Genomic DNA, 18,633 nt, shown 5'->3' on the forward strand with positions numbered 1-18,633 from the left:
GACGGTAACAACGGCGCTACGCGATTATGCGCCCCTCTTGCGCGTGTCCTAGAAGATTTTAGAAAGGCTGATTGCAGAGAACTCTCAGAGCCGCGCCAGGATCAACCCGATGGGCATGCTGATGAGGATCACCGCCACCACCACGCGGTAGAGGTGCAGCCAGACGCCGCTGCGGGCACCGCGGACCAGGTACAGGAACAGCCCCATCGCCGGTATCAGCGCCACGCCGCCCACGTCGACCAGCGCGACGTTCCAGCCGACGACGCCGTCGAGCCCGGTACCCGTGATCACCAGCGCGCTGCCCGCGTTGAACAGGGCGAAGGCCGACGCCACGACCGCCGCACGCACCGGACGCACCGCCAGCACGCCCGCGGCCAGGCCCAGCGCCACCTGCACGACGCCGACCACGAGCACCAAGTAGGCGTTCGCCCACACGGTGAACTCGCTCGGGCGCGACGCGGTGGCCGCCGCCAGGACGCCCGCCCCCACGATCGCCGCGACGCCGACCACGACGAACGGCAGCGACCAGCGGGGGAACCGCAGCGTCACAGTGTCGCCGCCGTCCGCGACCCCCGCACCGTCGGGCCTCCGCACGTCGCGCTCCACGACCCCGTCACCCCGCATACCTGCAGTCACGGCCACGATTCTAGGTCCGCCGCCGCGAGTGCGCCGTGACGGCGGACACCGGTGCGAGCCCCGGAGCCGGACCGGCGAGACGTAAGGACATCAGCACCCATTGCCCTGCCGCACTTCCCGGCGGTAGGGTTGAGACATGAAGCGACTTCTCGTAGTTCACCGCCGTAGCGGGGTCTGACTCGACCGACCCCTCGCTACGGGTCGTTGAGCTACACCGTCGGTCACCCTTTCTCGCCAAGGAAGACCGCATCATGAACGCTCAGCCCGTCACCGAAGTCCTTTCAGCCTTCGACGCCCGCTCCTCCGCGGACGCTCAGGCCCCGACCGACCGCGAGTCCGGCTGCAGTTCGCGTCCGCTCGGCGAGTTCCGGGCCTTCACGCAAAAGCGCAGCCTCCCGCACCCCGCCACACCGCGCACCGGGGTGGGTCGTGCCCGCTCCCGCTGCGGGTGCCGCACGTCGGGCCTGCGTGACCGGTCCGCAGCGCAGCCCTGCACCGAGTGCCGCGACGCCGGCACCGTCGACTCCTGCCCGGCCGACCCGTTCGCCGCCCGCTACGGCCGCCCCCTGCCCAAGGGGATGCGCGATGCGGCGGCGCACATGGGCTGGGACGAGTTCGCCGCCACCTTCCGCCCCGCGCACGGCCCGCTGGAGCTGCTCGACTTCACCGCACGGCGCGCCGGCTCCGGGTGCAGGACCATCACCGCCCGCCTGCGCATCGACGGCGAGACCCACACGGTGGAGGCCACCGGCGTCGGGACCATCTCCGCGATGACGGCGATCGTCTACGCGGCCGGCCATCCGCTGGAGATCAACGCGTTCCACCAGCAGCGGGCCGGCGCCGCGATCGCGACGTTCGTCGAGTGCTCGCGCGGGTACCAGCGCCGGTGGGCCATGGGCATCGGCGAGAGCACCGCCGCGTCCATCGTCGACGCGTTCATCGCCGCCGCCAACCGGATCAGCGAGGTCGAATAGGCGGCACCGCCCCGCCGCCGACCTGGGCGTGCGCCCGAGCCGCCGCGGCCGGCGCCCGGCCCGACGGCCTTTCCGGGGGATCGCGTTAGGGGATCCACGACGCACCGCGTAGGGTGAGCGGCGAATGTACGGCACGCCGGTGGCCCGCCGCCCGGCTGCGGTACTACCCGCTACTCGGCGCGCGCACCGTCGGCGCCATGTTTATCGGCCGTGGAGGATGAGCTGTGGACGCAACTGAATTCATGTCGGGCCTGGGCACGATCATCATCATCGCGTCCGTCGTGATCGCCGCGCTCACGTCGCTGCTGCTGCTCGTCGTATCCATCAAGCCGGACTTCATGAACAACTGGAAGACACCCGGCGAGTCCCGTAAGGCCGACGTCAAGACCACCGCCGACGTCAAGACCACCCACGCGCACAGCGGGCACAACGAGTAGCCCACGCATTCGATTCTCCCGGCCGGCCGCCTGCACAGGCGGCCGGCCGGGTGTTTCCGGGCCGGCTATCGGCCCCGCCGCCCGCGCAACCGTTCCATCTCGCGGCGGTCGCGCTTGGTCGGCCGGCCGGCGCCGCGGTCGCGCACCGGCACGGCCGCGCGGTGCTCCTTCGGGGGCGGCGGCGGGCTGCGGTCGATCATGCACTCGGCCGCCACCGGCGCCCCGACCCGCTTGCTGATGAGCCGGGTGACCTCCACGATGCGCTCGCGGTCTGCCACGCGTGCGCGGATCTCGTCGCCCACGGCCAGCAGCCGCGCCGGCTTGACGACGGTGCCGTTGACGCGCACGTGTCCCCCCTTGCATGCGGCGGACGCGGCCGCCCGGGTCTTGAACAGCCGTACCGACCAGAGCCAGCTGTCCACCCGGCAGGTGCCGTCGGCCATGCGCCCTCCTCACTTCTCGTACTGCCGCTGACGGCCATTGTCCCCGACGCCCGCACGGTGCCGCCGCCCCGGAGCCGAGGCCCGCCCTCCGGGTGCTTGCTATAGACAGCACCCACTGGAACGTGTTCTACTTCAGGGGATGGTCTCCCGACAGTGAGGGAAGTTTCGTATGAAGGTCGCAGTGACCGGCGCCGCCGGATTCATCGGCACGAACCTGGTGGAGCTGCTCGTGCAGCAGGGCAACGAGGTCGTCGCCATCGATCGCGTGGAATCCGCCCACTGGCCGGAGACCGGGGTGACCTGGGTGCAGGGCGATGTCCTCGACCCGGCCTCCATGGAGTCCGCTTTCGACGGCGCCGAGGTCGTGTACCACCTGGTGGCGATGATCACGCTCAAGCAGACGGACAAGGTCGCCTGGCGCCTCAACACCGCGGGCGTGCGCACGGTCGCGGAGGCGGCGCTGAAGAAGGGCGTGCGCCGGATGGTGCACTGCAGCTCAGTGCACTCGTTCGACCAGTACGACTGCGGCGGCTACCTCGACGAACAGTCGAAGCGGTCCGAGACCGACGACATCCCCGTGTACGACCGCTCCAAGTGGGCCGGCGAGCAGGAGCTGCAGGAGGTCATCGCACAGGGCCTCGACGCGGTGATCTGCAACCCCACCGGCGTCTACGGACCCAAGGACTTCGGCAGCCAGGGGGCGAAGCTCTCCCGTATCAACGACATGCTGCGCGATTCCGCCCGCGGCCGCGTGCCCGCGGTGATCACCGGCGGATTCGACTTCGTCGACGTCCGCGACGTGGTCCAGGGCCTCACCTTGGCCGCGGAGAAGGGCGCCACCGGCGAGAACTATCTGCTCACCGGGCACAACCAGGACATGCTCTCGATGTTCCGGCTGGCCGCCCGCGTCACCGGCCGGCGCGGCCCGCTGTTCGCGTTCCCGCTGTCGATCATCGAGAAGATCCTGCCGGTGGCCGAACCGCTGGCCGCCAAGTTCGGCTCCGACGTCGTCTCGAAGGCCGCGATGGGCGCGCTCATCGCGCAGCCGCAGGTGGACGGCGCGAAGGCGGTGTCCGAGCTGGGCTACGCACCCCGCCCGGCCGCACAGACGGTGCGCGACCTGGTGACGTTCCTCATCGACACCCAGCAGCTCGGCGACTGACCGCCGGCAGGAGCCCGAAGACCGCAGCAGGAGCCTGAAGCCATGGACAAGCGGCCTCCCCGCCTGGACTCTCCAGTGGTCCCGGCCGTCATCAAGGCGATGTCGCGCGCCCAGACCCGGATCTACCGGGCGACGGGCGGGCGCATCGGCGGCACGTGGCGCATCGGGGCGGGCTTCCGCAAACCCGTGCCCACCCTGCTGCTCGAGCACCGGGGCCGCAAGTCCGGCACCACCCACACCGTGCCGCTGCTGTACCTGGTGCTCGGCGCCGACGGCCCCGGCACGGGCGACCCGCTCGCCGACGACCTGGTCGTGGTCGCCTCCCAGGGTGGATTGCCGGCCAATCCGCAGTGGTACCGCAACCTGGTGGCGGACCCGGACGCCGCAGTGCAGATCGGCGGCACCCGCCGCACCGTGCGCGCACACGTGACGGGGGCCGACGAGCGTGCGCGGCTCTGGCCCGCACTGGTGGCCCTGTACGCGGACTTCGACGCATACCAGTCGTGGACGGACCGCACGATTCCGGTGGTGGTGCTCCGCGCGCGTTAGGCGTCGGCGCGGCCCCTCATGCGCGGGCCGCGATGGCCACGGCGTCCGCCCCGTCGGGCAGCGTCCCGTATTCGAACCCGCCGTCGCCGCCCAGCCGTGCCGCGACGAACCCGTCGGCCACCGCTGCCGGCGCCTCCCGCACCAGCAGCGACGCCTGGAACGCCAGCGCCATCGACTCGACCAGGCGCCGCGCCCGTGATTCCGCGCTCGCCGGGTCGGCCGCCGTCGCCGCGATCATCCTGCGCATCGTCGCCAGGTGGGCGTCGAACGCCGGCGACGAGCCGGCCGCCAGCGCCACCTCGGCGTCGAACGCCTCCATCGTCTCCGGTTCGCGCGCCATGGCCCGCAGCACGTCGAGCACGATCACGTTGCCGGATCCCTCCCACACCGCCATCACGGGCTGCTCCCGGTAGCGGCGGGCCAGCGGGAAGTTCTCGATGAAGCCGTTGCCGCCCAGGCACTCGAGCGCCTCGTAGGCGTGATGGGGGCCGCGCTTGCACACCCAGTACTTGGACACCGCCGTGGCCAGCCGGCGCAGCGGCCCCTGCTCGCCGGTCTCGTCGTCGTAGGCGGCGGCCAGGCGCATCGCGGTCCACGTGGCCGCCTCCGCCTCGAGGTGCAGGTCGGCGAGCACGCTCGTCATCGCCGGCTGGTCGATGAGCGTCCGCCCGAAGGCGCTGCGGTGCCGCGCGTGCCACGCGGCTTCCGCCACCGCCTGGCGCATCCCGGCCGCCGATCCGTACACGCAGTCCAGACGGGTGCGCCCGACCATCTCGATGATGGTGCGCACCCCGCGGCCGACCTCGCCGACGAGCCACCCGACGGTGCCGTCCAGCTCGATCTCCGAGGAGGCGTTGGACTTGTTGCCCATCTTGTCCTTGAGCCGCTGGATGCGGAAGACGTTGCGCGTCCCGTCCGGCAGCACCCGCGGCACCAGGAAGCAGGTCAGGCCCGCGTTCGCCTGCGCCAGCACCAGGAACGCGTCCGATTGCGGCGCCGAACAGAACCACTTGTGCCCCGTGAGCGCCCAGGTGCCGTCGGCGAGTTCCTCGGCGCGGGTGGTGTTGGCCCGCACGTCCGAACCGCCCTGCTTCTCCGTCATCGCCATGCCGAAGATCGCTCCCGGCTTGTCGAGGGTCAGACGCGGGTCGTACTCGCGCGAGAAGGTGCGCGGCACCCAGAAATCGGCCAGATCCGGGCTGAAGCGCAGCGACGGCACCGCTGCGTGCGTCATCGACACCGGGCAGGCGTGTCCCGGCTCCACCTGCGAGAACTGCATGAACACGCCGGCGCGGGCCACGTTGGCCCCCGGACCCGGCTCCGCCCAGGCGCTCGTGTGCGCGCCGTGTGCGATCGCCGCGCCCATGATCCGGTGGTAGGAGGGGTGGAAGTCGACCTCGTCGACGCGGTTGCCGTAGCGGTCGTGAGTGCGCAGCTCCGGGGTGAACCGGTGCACCAGCTCCGCGTCGCTCTGGAACTGCGCGCCGCCCACGAGCGCGCCCACCTCGGTCAGATGCTGCGTCGCCCAGCCGCCGCCGTAGCGCTGCACGGCCTCGGCGAGCGCCGCATTGGACGTGTACTCGTTGATGTCCGTGCGCGGCGGCGGCTGGTTGAACACCTCGTGGGTGGGGTGGCCGCGGCGGGCGGTGTCGGCCTGTGCGCCGGCATCGGTCCGCGCCTCGGCGTCGGTTGCGGTCATGTCCTCGCTCCTGCCGTTCGACGCCCCATACCCTCATTGAACCAGCATTCACCGAATGCCGACACCGCCGCGCGATGCGGCTCAGGGGCGCGGGCCCCGCCGCGCCGCGCGCCGATGAGCGTCACACGCGCGCGTTGTCGGAAGTTGTCCAGGCGTGTCGCGGCAATCTGCGCGCGGCGTACCGGCTGGCGTGCGGCGCCACGGCGGGACCGGACCACCCCCGCGGCAGCCCGGACAGGCCGACGGCCCCGCCTGTTCGGGCGGGGCCGCCGGCCTGCGAGTGCGTGCGCCCGGGCTCACACGTCGGCGAAGCTCCCGAAGCCGCCGCGGAAGAACAGCAGCGGGTCCACGTCGCGCCCCGCCTCCAGTGCGGTCACCCGGCAGATCGCGATGGTGTGGTCGCCGGCCTCGTGCTCGAACGCCAGCTCCGCCTCGATGCGCGCCAGCGCCCCGCTGACGGCAGGGGCGCCGTTGCCCCCGCGGTACCACTGAAGGCCGTCGAACTTGTCGCCGCCGCTCACGGCGAACCGCCCGCAGACGTCCTTCTGGTCGGCGGCCAGCACGTTGATGCACACCGTCTGCGCGGCACGCATGGCCGGCCAGCTGGTGGACGTCTTCGCCGGGCAGAACGAGATGTACGGCGGCTCGAGCGACAGCGACGTGACCGACTGGCAGGCGAACCCCAGCGGGCGGTCGCCGTCGTGCGCGGTGATCACGGTGACCCCGGTGCAGAAGTTGCCCAGCACCGTGCGCAGCGTCCGCGGGTCCACCGGCGTATCGGTGGCCTGCTGTGCCACCGCCACGGGGGTCATCGGAGCACCCCCGGCACCGGCTCGCTGCGCATCGAGAACCCGATGAGCCCGTCGCGCGCGGCCTGGTCGATCGTCGAGTGCAGCGCCGGGCACACCGACCCGGCAGCCCCCGCCGCCGCCCCTGTGGGCCGCACCTCGCCCGCCCGCATCAACGGGCAGGCGTCGTGCGCGTCGCCGAGCCACTGGATGCTCGTGTGCTCATCGCTGTACTTCTCGGCCAGCACCGTGGTGCCGCACTGCGAGCAGTCGATCGCCTGCATGATGACCTCCTTACGAGCCGGCCGCGGCCAGGCGCTGCTTCTCGGCGCGCTTGCGCTCGACGTTCTCGGCCACCTCGCGGTCCCAGTACTCGTTGGCCTTGGTGACGTCCACGTCGAACTCGAAGCGGCGCACCATGTCCTCGGTGATGTCGTCGCGATCCACGTAGAACTGCTCGTACCAGCGGCGCAGCTGGTAGACAGGGCCGTCGTCTTCACACAGCAGCGGGTTGTCGATGCGCGCCTTGGTGTCCCAGATCTGCACGTCCTGCTCGAAGGTCTCCATGGTGCCGTTGCCGAACTGCTCGGCCAGCGCCTGGGCCTCCTCGTCGGTCATGCCCGGCAGCTTCGAGACCATCACGCCGTACTGCAGGCGGAACGCGTCGGGACGCACCGGCACGTGGCAGTTGATGAGGATCACCTCGAGTCCGTCCTGCGCCGTCAGCCGGTTGATCATGTAGGACGGACCGAAGTAGGACGCGGTGGATTGGGTGACGGACTCCTCGCCGAAGTTCACGTAGTCCTCGCCCGCCATGTCCGCGCGCGGTTTGAACGACATCTCCTGGGTGGCGATGTGGCCTTCGAAGATGTTGCGGAAGTGCAGCGGCTGGTTGAGGTGCACGTAGAAGAAGTGCGCCATGTCGACGACGTTGTCCACCAGTTCGCGGCAGTTGGTGCCCTCGATGAGCACCGAGTTCCAGCTCCACTCGGTCCACTTGTCGGAGCCGTACCCCTCGATCTCGGGGATCGTCTCCTCCTCGGTGGGCTTGCCGCCCTCCGGGTCGTTCCACACGTACAGCTGGCCGTTGCGCTCGAGCGTGGGCCAGGCCTGGGTGCGGGCCCGCATGGGCACGCGCTTGGCGTAGGGGATGTCCTTGCACTTGCCGTCGCCGCCCCAGCGCCAGTCGTGGAACGGGCAGGCGATCTCGTCGCCCTTGACGGTGCCCTGCGACAGGTCGCCCCCCATGTGCCGGCAGTACGAGTCCAGCACGTTGAGCTCGCCCTGGGTGTCCTGCCAGACGACGAGCTTGCCGCCGAACGCCTCCACCGAGTGCGGCGCGCCGTCGCGGAAGTCCTTGGCCAGGCCCAGGCAGTGCCAGCCGCGGGCGAACCGCTCGGGGTTGCCGCCCGATTCGATCACGCGCACCTCGTCGCCGACGGGCTGCCCTGCCCCGGCCGACGCAGAATCCTTCACATCTCCGCTTACCGTCATGGTTCACTCCGATCTCGAACGTGGTGCCCCTCACAGTGGCCCTGCGCACGATGCGGTCACAGAAGATTCCCGCCCAGGGGGATGCGCGGCCACCGGGGGCCGCGCGGATTGGAAGGCTGCGGTGGGCCGATGGTGGACACTGTCCCTGCCGGACCGGCACCGAGGAAGCGGACGAAACGAAAGGCACAGTTATGAAGATCGGCATCTTCTCGCCGGTGGTGGTGCACCACCCGGCGTCGGCCAGCGCGTGGGAGGCGGAGGCCGGCATCGCCGAGCTCGCCGACATCGCCGCCGAGGCCGACGACCTCGGCTTCCACCACATGACCTGCAGCGAGCACGTGGCCATCCCCACCGACGTCGCCGCCGAGCGCGGCGGCACCTACTGGGATCCGCTGGCCACCTTCGGCTACCTCGCCGCCCGCACACGGCGGATCAAGTTCGCCACCCAGGTGCTGGTGCTCGGCTACCACCACCCGCTCGACGTCGCCAAGCGCTACGGCACGCTCGACGCCGTCAGCGGCGGTCGGCTGATCCTCGGCGTCGGGGTGGGAAGCCTCCAGGAGGAGTTCGAGCTGATCGGCGCGCAGTTCGACGGCCGCGGCGCGGCGGCCGACGACGCCATGCGCGCGCTGCGCGCCTCGCTGGGGCGCACCGCGCCGTCGTACTCGGGCACGCACTTCACCTACGACGACTGGATCGTCTCGCCCGCCGCGGTGCAGGAGCGGGTGCCGATGTGGGTGGGCGGGCGCACCCTGCGGTCGCTGCGCCGTGCCGTCGAGCTCGGCGACGGGTGGGTGCCGTTCGGCCTGCCGCACGCCCGCCTGTCCGAGATGCTGGCGGGCCGCGACCTTCCGGGCGGGTTCGAGGTGGTGCTGTCCGCCGAGTCGGCCGTCGACCCCGCCGGCGATCCGGCCGGATGCCGGGCCGCGCTGGAGGCCACCCGGGACGCGGGCGCGACGATCGCCACGATCACCATCGCCGCGCGCAGCGCCGCGCACTACCGCGAGCAGCTCGCGGCCCTCGCGGAGCGCGCGCGCGAGGCGGGCGCCCAGCTCGGCTGAGCACCCGCCTCGCGCCGGCTTCGGCCTGGCGGCCGCCGGCTACTTCTTGACCCACGCCTCGTCGAACAGCATCACGCTGTCCATCGTCGGCGTCACGCCGTAGACGTTCGGCGACCAGGCGACGAAGTTACTCCCGGAGGCCATCGGCACCATCGGCGCGTGTTCGGTGAACTGCTGCTGCAGCTCGGCGAACGCCGCCCGCTTGGCGTCCTCGTCCGGCGCCTGCTGGATCTTCGCCAGCAGCGCGTCCATCTGCTCGCTGTGATAGCCGGACGAATTGTTGGTGGACGTGCTGCTGAGCGCGCTGTACAGCCGGATGTACGGTGCCGCGTCCGGCAGGCTCAGCGCCGTGTAGCCGATGTCGTAGTCGTGGTCGACGTACAGGCGCCGCACCATGTCGGTGACCGTCGGGACGAAGTCGATGTCCACCGTCAGGCCCACGTTCTCGAGCATCGCCTCCGTCGTCAGGGCGTACTTCTGCGAGCGGTCGTCCTGGACGCTGACGTAGGTCAGCCGGGTGGCCGCCCCGTCCGCCTTGGCCTCCTCGACCAGCGCACGCGCCTTGTCCGGGTCGAAGGTGGGCGCGGCCTGCGCATCGTCGTGCCACTTGGACCATTCCGGGAAGATCTCCGTGCCGGGATCCCCGATCCCGCCGTCCACCCGCTGGTTCACGGCCTCAGGATCGAGCGCATACTGCACCGCCTGGCGGATGCGTTCATCCGCACCGGGCCTGCCGGGCCGGCTGTTGAGCTGGATCTGGTCGGTGAGGCTGTAACGGTGCAGGTAGCCCGGGAACTTCTGCTTAGCCTGCGCCACATAGGTCGGATCGCGCAGGTAGGCCATCTCGATGTCGCCGTTGGCCAGCGAGTCGATCTTCGGCTTCTCGCCTGCGATGGTCACGAACGACAGTCCGTCGAGATGCGGCGCCCCATCCCAGTAGTCCTCACGCGCGACGAGTTTCAGCTCGTTCTGGCCCAGGGACTCCACCGTGAACGGACCCGCGCCGATGGGGGTGAAGTCCGCACCCTCACCGGCGGACGGGGCGACGATCATCCCGTGCCCCAGCGACAGCATCGCCGGGAACTGGTGCCACGGCTGATTCAGCGTATAGACCACCGTCGACGGGTCCTTCGCCTCGACGGAAGCGACGCTATCGGTGAACACCTGGGCGTCCGGCCCGTTGAGCCTGTTGTACCGCTCGGTGCTGGCCACCACGGCGGCGGCGTCGAGCGGCGTCCCGTCGCTGAAGGTGATCCCGTCGCGCAACTTCAGAGTCCAGGTCAGGCCGTCGTCGCTCTCCTCCAGCGACTCGGCCAGGCGCGGCTCGTACTCGTCCTTCACCGCGTCGTACCGCACCAGCACGTCGTACACCGCGGCCAGCTCCGTGCCGCCGGTCGTGCCCGACGCCTGCGTCTTCACCGGGTCGAGGCTGCGCACGGGAGCGTAGGACGCGAAGCGCAGCACGCCGCCGTCCACGGGGTCGCCGCCGTCCGGCTGGTCGCCGATGATGCCGACCGTGACCTCGCCGTCCGACGCCGTCGCCGCGGTGGCACCGCCGTCGGACCCTGCACTCACGCAGCCCGTGAGCACCAGCGCGGCGCCGCAGAACACCGCGGCGGCCTGCGCTCCTCGTCTGATCCCTTGCCGTCTGATCCCTTTGACCATGATCGTTCTCCCTGTTTCCGCATGAAGGCAGGCGTCATCGCCCCCGTGCCCGCCGGATGGTTCCCCTGGCCGGCGGGCCGCCCCGCCGGCCCGCCGCTCCCCCGTCTGCGCCCCGTACTCCTCGTCGCCGCCGCGGCGACAGATCAGCGCATGAGCACCTGCCCGCCGTCCACGGGCAGCGAATGACCGGTGATGTACCCGGCCTCGTCGCCGCACAGGAATGCGACGGCCGCGCCGATGTCGCTCTCGGGATCCCCGAAGCGGTGCAGCGGCACCGTGCTCAGGTAGGCCTCCGCCTCGTCGGGGCGCTGCTCGGCCCAGGTGGCGAGCCCCGGCGAGGTCGACAGCGGCAGGATCGCGTTGACGCGGATGCCGTCGTCGGCCCACTCGCACGCAGCGGTGCGGGTGAGCGCCCGGATAGCCTCCTTGGACGCCGCATAGATCCCGTATCCCGAAGGGTCCCAACGGACTCCCGCGGCTGAGCCCAGGTTGACGATCGCGCCGCCGCCCGACAGGTGCGGGTGGCATGCGCGCATGAGCCGCAGCGTGGCCAGCGGCCCGGAGTCCATCACCATGGCGTAGTCGTCGTCGGTGATGTCGAGCAGCCGGCCGTTGATCACCGTCTGGGCGTTGTTGACCAGGATCGACAGCGAACCGAAGTGGTCCACCACCTTGTCCGCCAGGGTCGCCACCTCGTACTCGTCGGTGACGTCGCAGGTGAACGCCTGCGCGTCGCGCCCGCGTTCACGGATCTCCTTGGCGGTCTGCTCCACCTTCTCGTAGGTGCGGCCCGCCAGCGCCAGCCGCGCACCGCGCTCGGCCAGCGCGAACGCGATGCCCTGCCCGACCCCCTGGCCGGCGCCCGTCACCAGGGCGACCTTGTCCTTGATCGGCATGTCCACCGGTCCTTCCATTGATTCTGTCGATAGTGCAGCGCGTGGGTTCGATACTGCGGCGAGACGGTTCCGCATCGCGGCGCGGTCAGGCGTGTGCGGCCAGGCCGGCGATCGAGGCGGGAGCCGCCGCGGCGGGCGCCTCCGTCGCGGGGCCGAACGCGGACTCCGGGTCCAGCACACAGTGCGTCCGCCCGTAGACCGTGTACATGCACCGGTTGCAGTGTGTGCACAGCGTCTGCTTGTCGCGGTCCTCGCGGACCGCGTTGACGAGGCCGGGCTCACGCAGCAGCGCCCGGCCCATGGCGACGAAGTCGAACCCCTCGCGCATCCCCGCCTCCATGTGGTCACGGTTGGTGATGCCGCCGAGCAGGATCAGCTTGCTGTTCTTCACCACCGGGACGAACTGGCGTGCCGCCTCGAGCATGTAGAGGTCCTCATACGGGAACTCGCCCAGCACCTTCTTGCCGAACAACCGCACCCCGGTCTTCACCGGCTGCTTCATCAGCGCGGCGAAGTCCTCCACCGGCACCTCCCCGCGGAACAGGTACATCTGCCGCACCACCGAGGACCCCTCGGTGAGCAGGATCGCGTCCAGGTTCGCGTCGGCGTCCAGCAGCTGCGCGGTGCGCAGCGACTCCGCCAGCTTGATCCCGCCCGGCACCCCGTCGATCATGCTGATCTTCGCGGTCACGGCGATCGCGTCGCCCACCCGCTCGCGCACGGCCCGGGCGATCTCGCGCACCAGGCGCGACCGGTTGTCGATGCCGCCGCCGTACTCGTCCTTGCGGCGGTTGAGCAGGGGGCTCAGGAACGCGCTCGGCAGGTAGTTGTGGCCGAAGTGCAGCTCCACCGCGTCGAGCCCCGCGTCGACCGCCACCTGGGCGGCCGCGGCGAACTGCTCGGTGACCCGCGCGATCTCCGCCCGGGTGATGGGGCGGCAGTACTCGAACGAGGTGGGGTTGACGAACTTGCTGGGGGCCGTGGGCGTGACGCCGGTGATCTTCTTCGAGCCCACCGGGCCGGCGTGCCCCAGCTGCGCCGACACGGCCGCGCCCTCCGCGTGCACGGCATCGGCCAGCCGGCGCAGCCCCGGCACCGCCTCCGGGCTCATCACGATCTGGCCGGGGGCCGACTTGCCCTCGGGGCTCACGCAACAGTAGGCGATGGTGGTCATGCCCACGCCGCCCCGGACGAAGCCCAGGTGGAAGTCGATCAAGTCCTGCGTGACCAGGCCCTCCGGGGAGCGCCCCTCCGACGTCGCCGCCTTGATGATCCGGTTCGGCACGCGGACGGGCCCCAGCGTGGCCGGGTCGAACGGGCTCGGCGTCGACGACGCGGTGATCGGGATCGTGCGCACGGGACGCGCGTCCGGAGATTGCGGGGTGGAAGACAACAGCGGCACCTCTCTCATAACGTGATGCCACTCACATTGCCTACCTGATGTGGGCCGCGCCGGAAGAATCCCGCCCAGGGGGATGGCCCGTCGCACCGGCGCCGAACCCGCGCCCCGCGCAGGCCCGGCAGGCCGATGCGCACAGGCCCGTGACCGTCAGTCCTTGTCCGCCGGCTCGGTCATGGGGTTGATGCGCGCCGCGTCGATGATCTGCTTCTTCGCCGAGAGCAGCGGCGCCACCAGTCGCACATCCAGCCGGTCGACCGGGACGCACACCGAGATGGCGGCGGTCATGCGGTACGCGTTCACCGAATCGTCGGCGCCCGCCTGCACTGCGGTGGCGTAGCAGCCGACGCCGCGCAACGCCTCGCCGCGGTCCAGGGCGTATCCGCGTCGGCGCACCTCGTCCAGCTCCTGATGCAGGGCGGCCGGGGTGCAGACGGTGCGCTCGGTGGCGGGCGCGAACGGCGCGAGACTGTCGACCATGCCGCGCGGCTGCACTGCCAGCAACGCCTTGCCGAGCGCTGTGGTGTGCGCCGGATTGCGGCCGCCGATCCGTGTCGGCACCGCGGCGCCGAACCGCCCGGGCCCGATCTTCTCCCAGTACACGACCTCGGGCCCGTCGAGATAGGCCATGTGCACCACGAAACCCGTCTGCGCGTGCAGGCGATGCAGCGCGGGCAACGCGCCACGGTAGAACCAGTGGTTGCGCACGCCCTTGGTGCCCAGGTCGAACAGTCGCGGGCCCAGCTCGTAGTTGGAGCCCACCCGGAACAGCCAGCGCTTGCGTTCCAGGTGTGTCAGCAGCCGGTGCGCCGTCGAGCGGGCCAACCCGGTACGTTCGACGACACCGGACAGGGTGAGGAATCCGGCGTCCTCGACCACGTCGAGGATCAAGTCCAGCCTGTCGAGCATCGACAGGCTTCCGGCCTCATCCTTCCGATAGCCCATCGCCGGCCTCCGCTCCCTCCGCAGTCGATACCACTGCGACTGTCATCACCGCCACCATCGCCCTCCGACGTTAACGCGGTCACACGGATCCGTCGGCCCGCGGTCCCACTGCACAGCACGCCGGCCGCCGTCGCCGGGGCTGTACGCTCCGGAAACGGCGGCCGGTGTGCGGCGGGCGCAATCGGCACCGACAGATACTCAGCGCCCCGTCGACTTCGTGCCTCAGCGCCCCATAGACTTCGTGCCCTAGCGCCCCATCATCTGCGCGACCTCGGCGGCCTCGGCGAGCACCTGCTCGTCGCGGGGGAAGCTCGAACGTTCCACGGCCTTGCCGTAGTGGTCCTCGACGATCCAGACCGGGCCGTCGGCGAGGTGCTCCAGGCCCTCGCGGGCCACGTCCGCAGGATCCGACACGTTGAGGCCGGGGGTATCGAACCGCAGACCCGCGCGCTCCATCGCCGGGGTGCGCGTGACGCCCGCTGTCAGGGCGAGCACGTCCACGTCGTACTCCCGCATCTCCAGCCACAGACCCTCGGTGAAGATCCTGCTGAACGCCTTGGCCCCCGAGTACACGCTCATGTGGGTGCAGCCGACGAAGCCGGTGACCGAGCCGAGCAGGATGATCCCGCCGCGGCCTCGTTCACGCATCGGACCGCCGAACAGGTGGGTGATCTCGAGTTTGCGGTCGATGTTCAGCGTCAGCACCTTGCGGAACGCGTCGAGGTCGCTGGTGACGAACTCATGTCCGTAGGTGTTGGCGCCCGCGTTGACCACGAGCAGCCCCACCTCGAGGTCCGCCGTCGCCGCCGCGATCGCCTCGATGGCGCCCGGGTCCACCAGGTCCACGCTGAGCGTGCGGACCTCGGTGCCGTGCGCACGGACGGCCTCCGCGGTCTCCTCGAGCGGGCCCTCCTTGCGGGCGATGAGCAGCAGATTGAGCCCCGCCTTCGCGATCAGGTGCGCGAACTCGGCGCCCACGGCCTCCGAACCGCCGGCGATGACCGCCCACGGTCCGTACTTCCGCGCGTCGAGCTCGACGGCGCTCACGAGATCACCGCCAGCGGTTCGGAGCCGGACCAGTCGTGGCCCCAGTAGCTGTCGGCCGTGATCTCCTCGGCCGTGTAGTGCTCCTCGTCGACCAGCATTCCCTCGCAGCCGAACTCGATGTCCCAGCCGCCCGGTGCCCGCACGTAGAACGACACCATCTTGTCGTTGGTGTGCCGGCCGATCGTCGACGACAGCGAAATCCCCTCGGCCACCACGCGATCCTGTGCCTGGCCCACCGCGTCGAGAGTGTCCACCTCCACCATCACGTGGATCAGCCCCGGCCCCTGCTTGGGCGAGGGCATCATCGCCAGCGAGTGATGGCGCTCGTTGACCCCGAAGAACCGGATCCGCAGAGGGCCATCGCCCGGCGCGGCGTGCTCGGCCGCCGCCAACTCGGCCTCCGTGGGCTCGGACGCGCCCATCCGGTAGGCGCCGCGCGGCAGGAACCCGAGGGTCTTGACGTAGAAGTCGTAGGCGGCACCCTGATCCGGCACCGGGATCACCACATGCCCCAGCCCCTGCGCGCCGGTGACGAACTTCGCCCCGAACGGCGTCACCACCGGGCTGTGATCGAGCAGCGCCCCGTGGAACACCTCGAGTTGCGTGCCGGCCGGGTCGGTGAACGCGATCGCCGCCTCCACCCGGCGCCCATCCGCCTCCTGCTGCGTCAGGTCCCGCACCTCGATGCCCGCGGCGCCGACCTGCTCGCGCACCCGGTCGAGCGCCTCCTGGTCGCGCACCTCCCAACCGACCACCGTCACGCCATCGGTCTCGCCGGGCGTGACGATGATCCGCGCCGCCCGCTCGTCCATCCGCAGGTACAGCGCCCTCTCATCGGGCCCCGCCCCCTCCGCGAAACCCAGCACCCCGAACGCCAGCTTCCGCCAGCGCTCCATGTCGTTCGTCTGGACCTCGATGTAGCCCAGCGCGCGAATCTCGCGCGGGTTCGTCGCGCCGGCTCTGTTCACGTCGGCCATGATGTGCTCCCGTCCTTCCGTGCTGTGTCAGGTCGCCCGTCAGATCATCTTCCGCAGCGGCCCCTGCGGCTCCGCGCCGAGCGCGCTGAGAGTCGCGGCGTGGTAGACGGTGTTCGGCGAGTGGATCGCATGGTGGATGCCCGCCTGCGCATCACGCCAGAACCGCTGCATCGGCTTGTCCATGCGCAGCGCGTTGCCGCCGCAGCGCGCATAGATCGCGTTGGCCGCCTCCACGGCCCGCCACGCGGCACGCACCTGCGTCGCACGGCCCTGCGCGCGCTCGGCGAACGTGGCCTTGCGCCCGCTTTCCGTGACATCCCAGAAGAAGTCGGCGTTGGCCAGCAACTCCGCGCGCGCCGCCCGCAAATCGGCGGTGAGCTCGCCGAACTCGTACATGGTGTACGGGTCGTCCTTGACCTTCGCCCCGTTGGCGTCGATGCGCTCGGCCTGATACTCCTCGGCCAGCCGCAGCAGCCCCTCGCAGATGCCGATCGTGGCCGCGGTGATGCCCATCGGGAACATGGCCGACCATGGCACCTGGTAGAGCGTCTCCGTCCGCCCGGACCGCTCCTGCCCGGTCCCCTCGGAAACGTCCTCCCAGGTCATCGTGCGGTACTCGGGCACCACGGCGTCCTTGATCACCAGATCCTTGCTGCCCGTGCCGCGCAGGCCCACCACGTCCCACGAATCGTCGATGATCTCGTAGTCGCCGCGCGGCACGATCACGTGCACCATCTGCGGCGGCTGCACCATCGCGCCGTTCTCGTCCGCGAGCATGGCCCCCAGGAACGCCCACCTGCAGTGGTCGGTGCCCGACGAGAACGACCAGTTACCGCTGAAGCTGTAGGTGCCGTCGCCGCGGGGCACCAGAAGCCCCCCGGGCATGTACGGCGAGGCCATCCAGATGCTGCTGTCCTCGCCCCACACCTCCTCACGCACCCGCTTGTCGTTGTAGGCCAACTGCCACGGGTGCACCCCGCACACCCCCAGCACCCAGCCCGCCGCCGGATCCAGCGACGCCAGGCGCATCACCGTCTCCGCGAACTGCCGCGGCCGGTATTCCAACCCGCCGTACTCGGCCGGCTGCAGCATCCGCATCGCGTCCGCCTCCACCAGCAACCGCACCGTCTTGTCGGTGAGTTTGCCGATCTTCTCGGCCTCCGCCCCCTGCGCGAACAGCTCGTCCGCGTGCTCCTCGATGTAGTCGAGAACCTTGTTGCCCATTACGCCTCCCGAGGCCGTGTCGTCACCGGTGCCGACGCGGTGGACCACGCGGCGCCTATGCCACAACACTCACAGCGGGCTGTGTCCCCCAACACAAACTTCCCGCCCCACGGGACGGGTTCGTACCACCCTGCGGGACGGCCCGGGCTTCACTCCACCACGCCCTCGCTCGGCCTTCCCCCACCACCACGCAACGCCGGCAGGCAGCCGGGCCTCACTCCACCACGCCCTCGCTGAACTCCGTCGGATCGCCCAGGAACCCCCTATGCGACGGCGGCTGCCCCCCGTCGATGTCGGTCACGCCGAGCTCGCGGGCCACCTCCGCGCCGATCAGCACCTCCCCCGAGCGGTCCATCAGTTGCGGGTCGCGGGCCAGCGCGTCGATCACCCGGCCGGGGAACTCGGCGCTCTCCGCGTGCGCCGCGAACTGCTTGTACGCCTCCGCATTCGCCTCGAACGCCGCGGCGGTGCGCTCGGTCTTGAGCATGCCCATCCACAGCGACAGCGCCGCGACCCCGTACGGCCGCAGGTCGTGCGCCATATCGTGCGCCATCTTGTCCACGGCGGCCTTCCCGGCGCCATAGGCGGGGCCGTGCATGTAGCACCGCGCGCCGAACGACGAGGTGTTGACGATCAGCCCCTCACCGCCCGCCACCATCAGCGGTGCCGCATGCCAGCTCGCGACGTACGTCGAACGCAAGCCCACGTCGAGCACCGCCTGCATCGACAGCGGCTTTTCCCAGAAGGGGCCCTTCTTGGCCAGATCGTCGTGCACCACCAACGCGTTGTTGACCAGGATGTCGAGCCGTCCATGCTCGGCCCGCACGCGTTCGAACAGCGCGGCCACCTGCGCGTCGTCGGCGTGGTCGCAGATCACGGGCACACCCGTGCCGCCGCGGGCGGTGATCTCGTCGGCCGTGGCCTGCACCGTCCCCGGCAATGGAGCGTCGCCCTCGTTGCGCGTGCGGCCGGTGACGTACACGGTGGTCCCCGGCCCCGCGAGTCCCAGCGCGATGCCTTTGCCGGCTCCCCGGCTCGCACCGGTCACCACGATCACCCTGTCCGAAGTCAAGCCCATTCCCCACTCCTTCGCCGTCGGCCGCGCCTGGCGGCCGTGCTGTGCCTGCGATCGATCACGGCCGTGCCAGCGATCACTGCGACTCTGTCACGGGCAGGGGCGACGGCGCGCGGGCTTCTCCGGCCGTGTGGGACGTCGTGACACCCACTTCACATTCTG

Annotated in this window: 19 protein-coding genes; 5 read left to right on the forward strand and 14 right to left on the reverse strand. The window is 70.7% G+C overall.

The features are described 5' to 3' along the window. Positions 1 to 84: 84 nt before the first annotated feature. A complete protein-coding gene (locus H4F70_RS18500; RefSeq protein WP_182358282.1) occupies positions 85 to 636 on the reverse strand; it encodes a hypothetical protein in 552 nt (183 codons plus the stop codon). A gap of 251 nt (positions 637 to 887) precedes the next feature. On the opposite strand from H4F70_RS18500, the gene H4F70_RS18505 reads away from it, so the two are divergent. Together H4F70_RS18505 and H4F70_RS18510 are read left to right on the forward strand one after the other, a co-directional pair. Then, positions 888 to 1,610, forward strand: coding sequence for an alpha-isopropylmalate synthase regulatory domain-containing protein (locus tag H4F70_RS18505; protein WP_182358283.1), 723 nt, complete (start codon positions 888 to 890; stop codon positions 1,608 to 1,610). Between the two features lie 224 nt (positions 1,611 to 1,834). Next, positions 1,835 to 2,047, forward strand: coding sequence for a hypothetical protein (locus H4F70_RS18510; protein WP_182358284.1), 213 nt, complete (start codon positions 1,835 to 1,837; stop codon positions 2,045 to 2,047). Between the two features lie 65 nt (positions 2,048 to 2,112). Here the strand turns inward: H4F70_RS18510 and H4F70_RS18515 are convergent, their stop codons facing one another. Next, entirely contained in the window at positions 2,113 to 2,490 is a 378-nt protein-coding gene (locus H4F70_RS18515; RefSeq protein ID WP_182346352.1) for an RNA-binding S4 domain-containing protein, read from the reverse strand. A 169-nt stretch (positions 2,491 to 2,659) separates the two neighbouring features. On the opposite strand from H4F70_RS18515, the gene H4F70_RS18520 reads away from it, so the two are divergent. After that, entirely contained in the window at positions 2,660 to 3,652 is a 993-nt protein-coding gene (locus tag H4F70_RS18520) for an NAD-dependent epimerase/dehydratase family protein (protein ID WP_182358285.1), read from the forward strand. A 42-nt stretch (positions 3,653 to 3,694) separates the two neighbouring features. Continuing rightward, positions 3,695 to 4,201: a nitroreductase family deazaflavin-dependent oxidoreductase gene (locus tag H4F70_RS18525; protein WP_182346350.1), complete on the forward strand. Its 507-nt coding sequence runs from the start codon at positions 3,695 to 3,697 to the stop codon at positions 4,199 to 4,201. A gap of 16 nt (positions 4,202 to 4,217) precedes the next feature. On the opposite strand, the gene H4F70_RS18530 is transcribed toward H4F70_RS18525, so the two are convergent. The 4 genes from H4F70_RS18530 to H4F70_RS18545 form a co-directional block, all read right to left on the reverse strand. Further along, entirely contained in the window at positions 4,218 to 5,900 is a 1,683-nt protein-coding gene (locus H4F70_RS18530; protein ID WP_182358286.1) for an acyl-CoA dehydrogenase family protein, read from the reverse strand. Between the two features lie 296 nt (positions 5,901 to 6,196). Beyond that, complete coding sequence (locus tag H4F70_RS18535; protein ID WP_182358287.1) at positions 6,197 to 6,712, reverse strand: flavin reductase family protein; 516 nt, start codon at positions 6,710 to 6,712, stop codon at positions 6,197 to 6,199. After that, positions 6,709 to 6,972 (reverse strand): hypothetical protein, encoded by a 264-nt coding sequence (locus H4F70_RS18540; protein ID WP_182346346.1) that lies wholly within the window; start codon positions 6,970 to 6,972, stop codon positions 6,709 to 6,711. The genes H4F70_RS18535 and H4F70_RS18540 overlap by 4 nt, the downstream gene beginning before the upstream one ends. Positions 6,973 to 6,982: 10 nt before the next feature. Continuing rightward, positions 6,983 to 8,182, reverse strand: coding sequence for a 3-ketosteroid-9-alpha-monooxygenase, oxygenase component (locus H4F70_RS18545; protein WP_182358288.1), 1,200 nt, complete (start codon positions 8,180 to 8,182; stop codon positions 6,983 to 6,985). Between the two features lie 191 nt (positions 8,183 to 8,373). On the opposite strand from H4F70_RS18545, the gene H4F70_RS18550 reads away from it, so the two are divergent. After that, on the forward strand, positions 8,374 to 9,243 hold the full coding sequence (locus tag H4F70_RS18550) for a TIGR03619 family F420-dependent LLM class oxidoreductase (protein WP_182358289.1): 870 nt from the start codon (positions 8,374 to 8,376) through the stop codon (positions 9,241 to 9,243). 39 nt (positions 9,244 to 9,282) lie between these two features. On the opposite strand, the gene H4F70_RS18555 is transcribed toward H4F70_RS18550, so the two are convergent. The 8 genes from H4F70_RS18555 to H4F70_RS18590 all read right to left on the reverse strand — a co-directional run bounded on the left by H4F70_RS18555 (position 9,283) and on the right by H4F70_RS18590 (position 18,474). After that, positions 9,283 to 10,908, reverse strand: a complete 1,626-nt coding sequence (locus H4F70_RS18555; protein ID WP_182358290.1) for an ABC transporter substrate-binding protein — start codon at positions 10,906 to 10,908, stop codon at positions 9,283 to 9,285. A gap of 143 nt (positions 10,909 to 11,051) precedes the next feature. After that, entirely contained in the window at positions 11,052 to 11,804 is a 753-nt protein-coding gene (locus H4F70_RS18560) for an SDR family NAD(P)-dependent oxidoreductase (protein ID WP_182358291.1), read from the reverse strand. A gap of 85 nt (positions 11,805 to 11,889) precedes the next feature. Continuing rightward, positions 11,890 to 13,161: an NADH:flavin oxidoreductase gene (locus H4F70_RS18565; RefSeq protein ID WP_235681212.1), complete on the reverse strand. Its 1,272-nt coding sequence runs from the start codon at positions 13,159 to 13,161 to the stop codon at positions 11,890 to 11,892. A 192-nt stretch (positions 13,162 to 13,353) separates the two neighbouring features. Continuing rightward, complete coding sequence (locus H4F70_RS18570; protein ID WP_182358292.1) at positions 13,354 to 14,148, reverse strand: IclR family transcriptional regulator; 795 nt, start codon at positions 14,146 to 14,148, stop codon at positions 13,354 to 13,356. Between the two features lie 246 nt (positions 14,149 to 14,394). Further along, a complete protein-coding gene (locus H4F70_RS18575) occupies positions 14,395 to 15,195 on the reverse strand; it encodes an SDR family NAD(P)-dependent oxidoreductase (protein WP_182358293.1) in 801 nt (266 codons plus the stop codon). Further along, on the reverse strand, positions 15,192 to 16,163 hold the full coding sequence (locus tag H4F70_RS18580) for a VOC family protein (RefSeq protein WP_372497571.1): 972 nt from the start codon (positions 16,161 to 16,163) through the stop codon (positions 15,192 to 15,194). The genes H4F70_RS18575 and H4F70_RS18580 overlap by 4 nt, the downstream gene beginning before the upstream one ends. A gap of 48 nt (positions 16,164 to 16,211) precedes the next feature. After that, complete coding sequence (locus tag H4F70_RS18585) at positions 16,212 to 17,396, reverse strand: acyl-CoA dehydrogenase family protein (protein ID WP_182358295.1); 1,185 nt, start codon at positions 17,394 to 17,396, stop codon at positions 16,212 to 16,214. A 214-nt stretch (positions 17,397 to 17,610) separates the two neighbouring features. Continuing rightward, the gene (locus H4F70_RS18590) at positions 17,611 to 18,474 is read right to left on the reverse strand and encodes an SDR family NAD(P)-dependent oxidoreductase (protein ID WP_182358296.1); all 864 of its coding nucleotides are present in this window, start codon (positions 18,472 to 18,474) and stop codon (positions 17,611 to 17,613) included. Positions 18,475 to 18,633: the final 159 nt, after the last annotated feature.

This window comes from Tomitella gaofuii, from assembly GCF_014126825.1.
GTDB classification, from domain to species: Bacteria; Actinomycetota; Actinomycetes; order Mycobacteriales; family Mycobacteriaceae; genus Tomitella; species Tomitella gaofuii.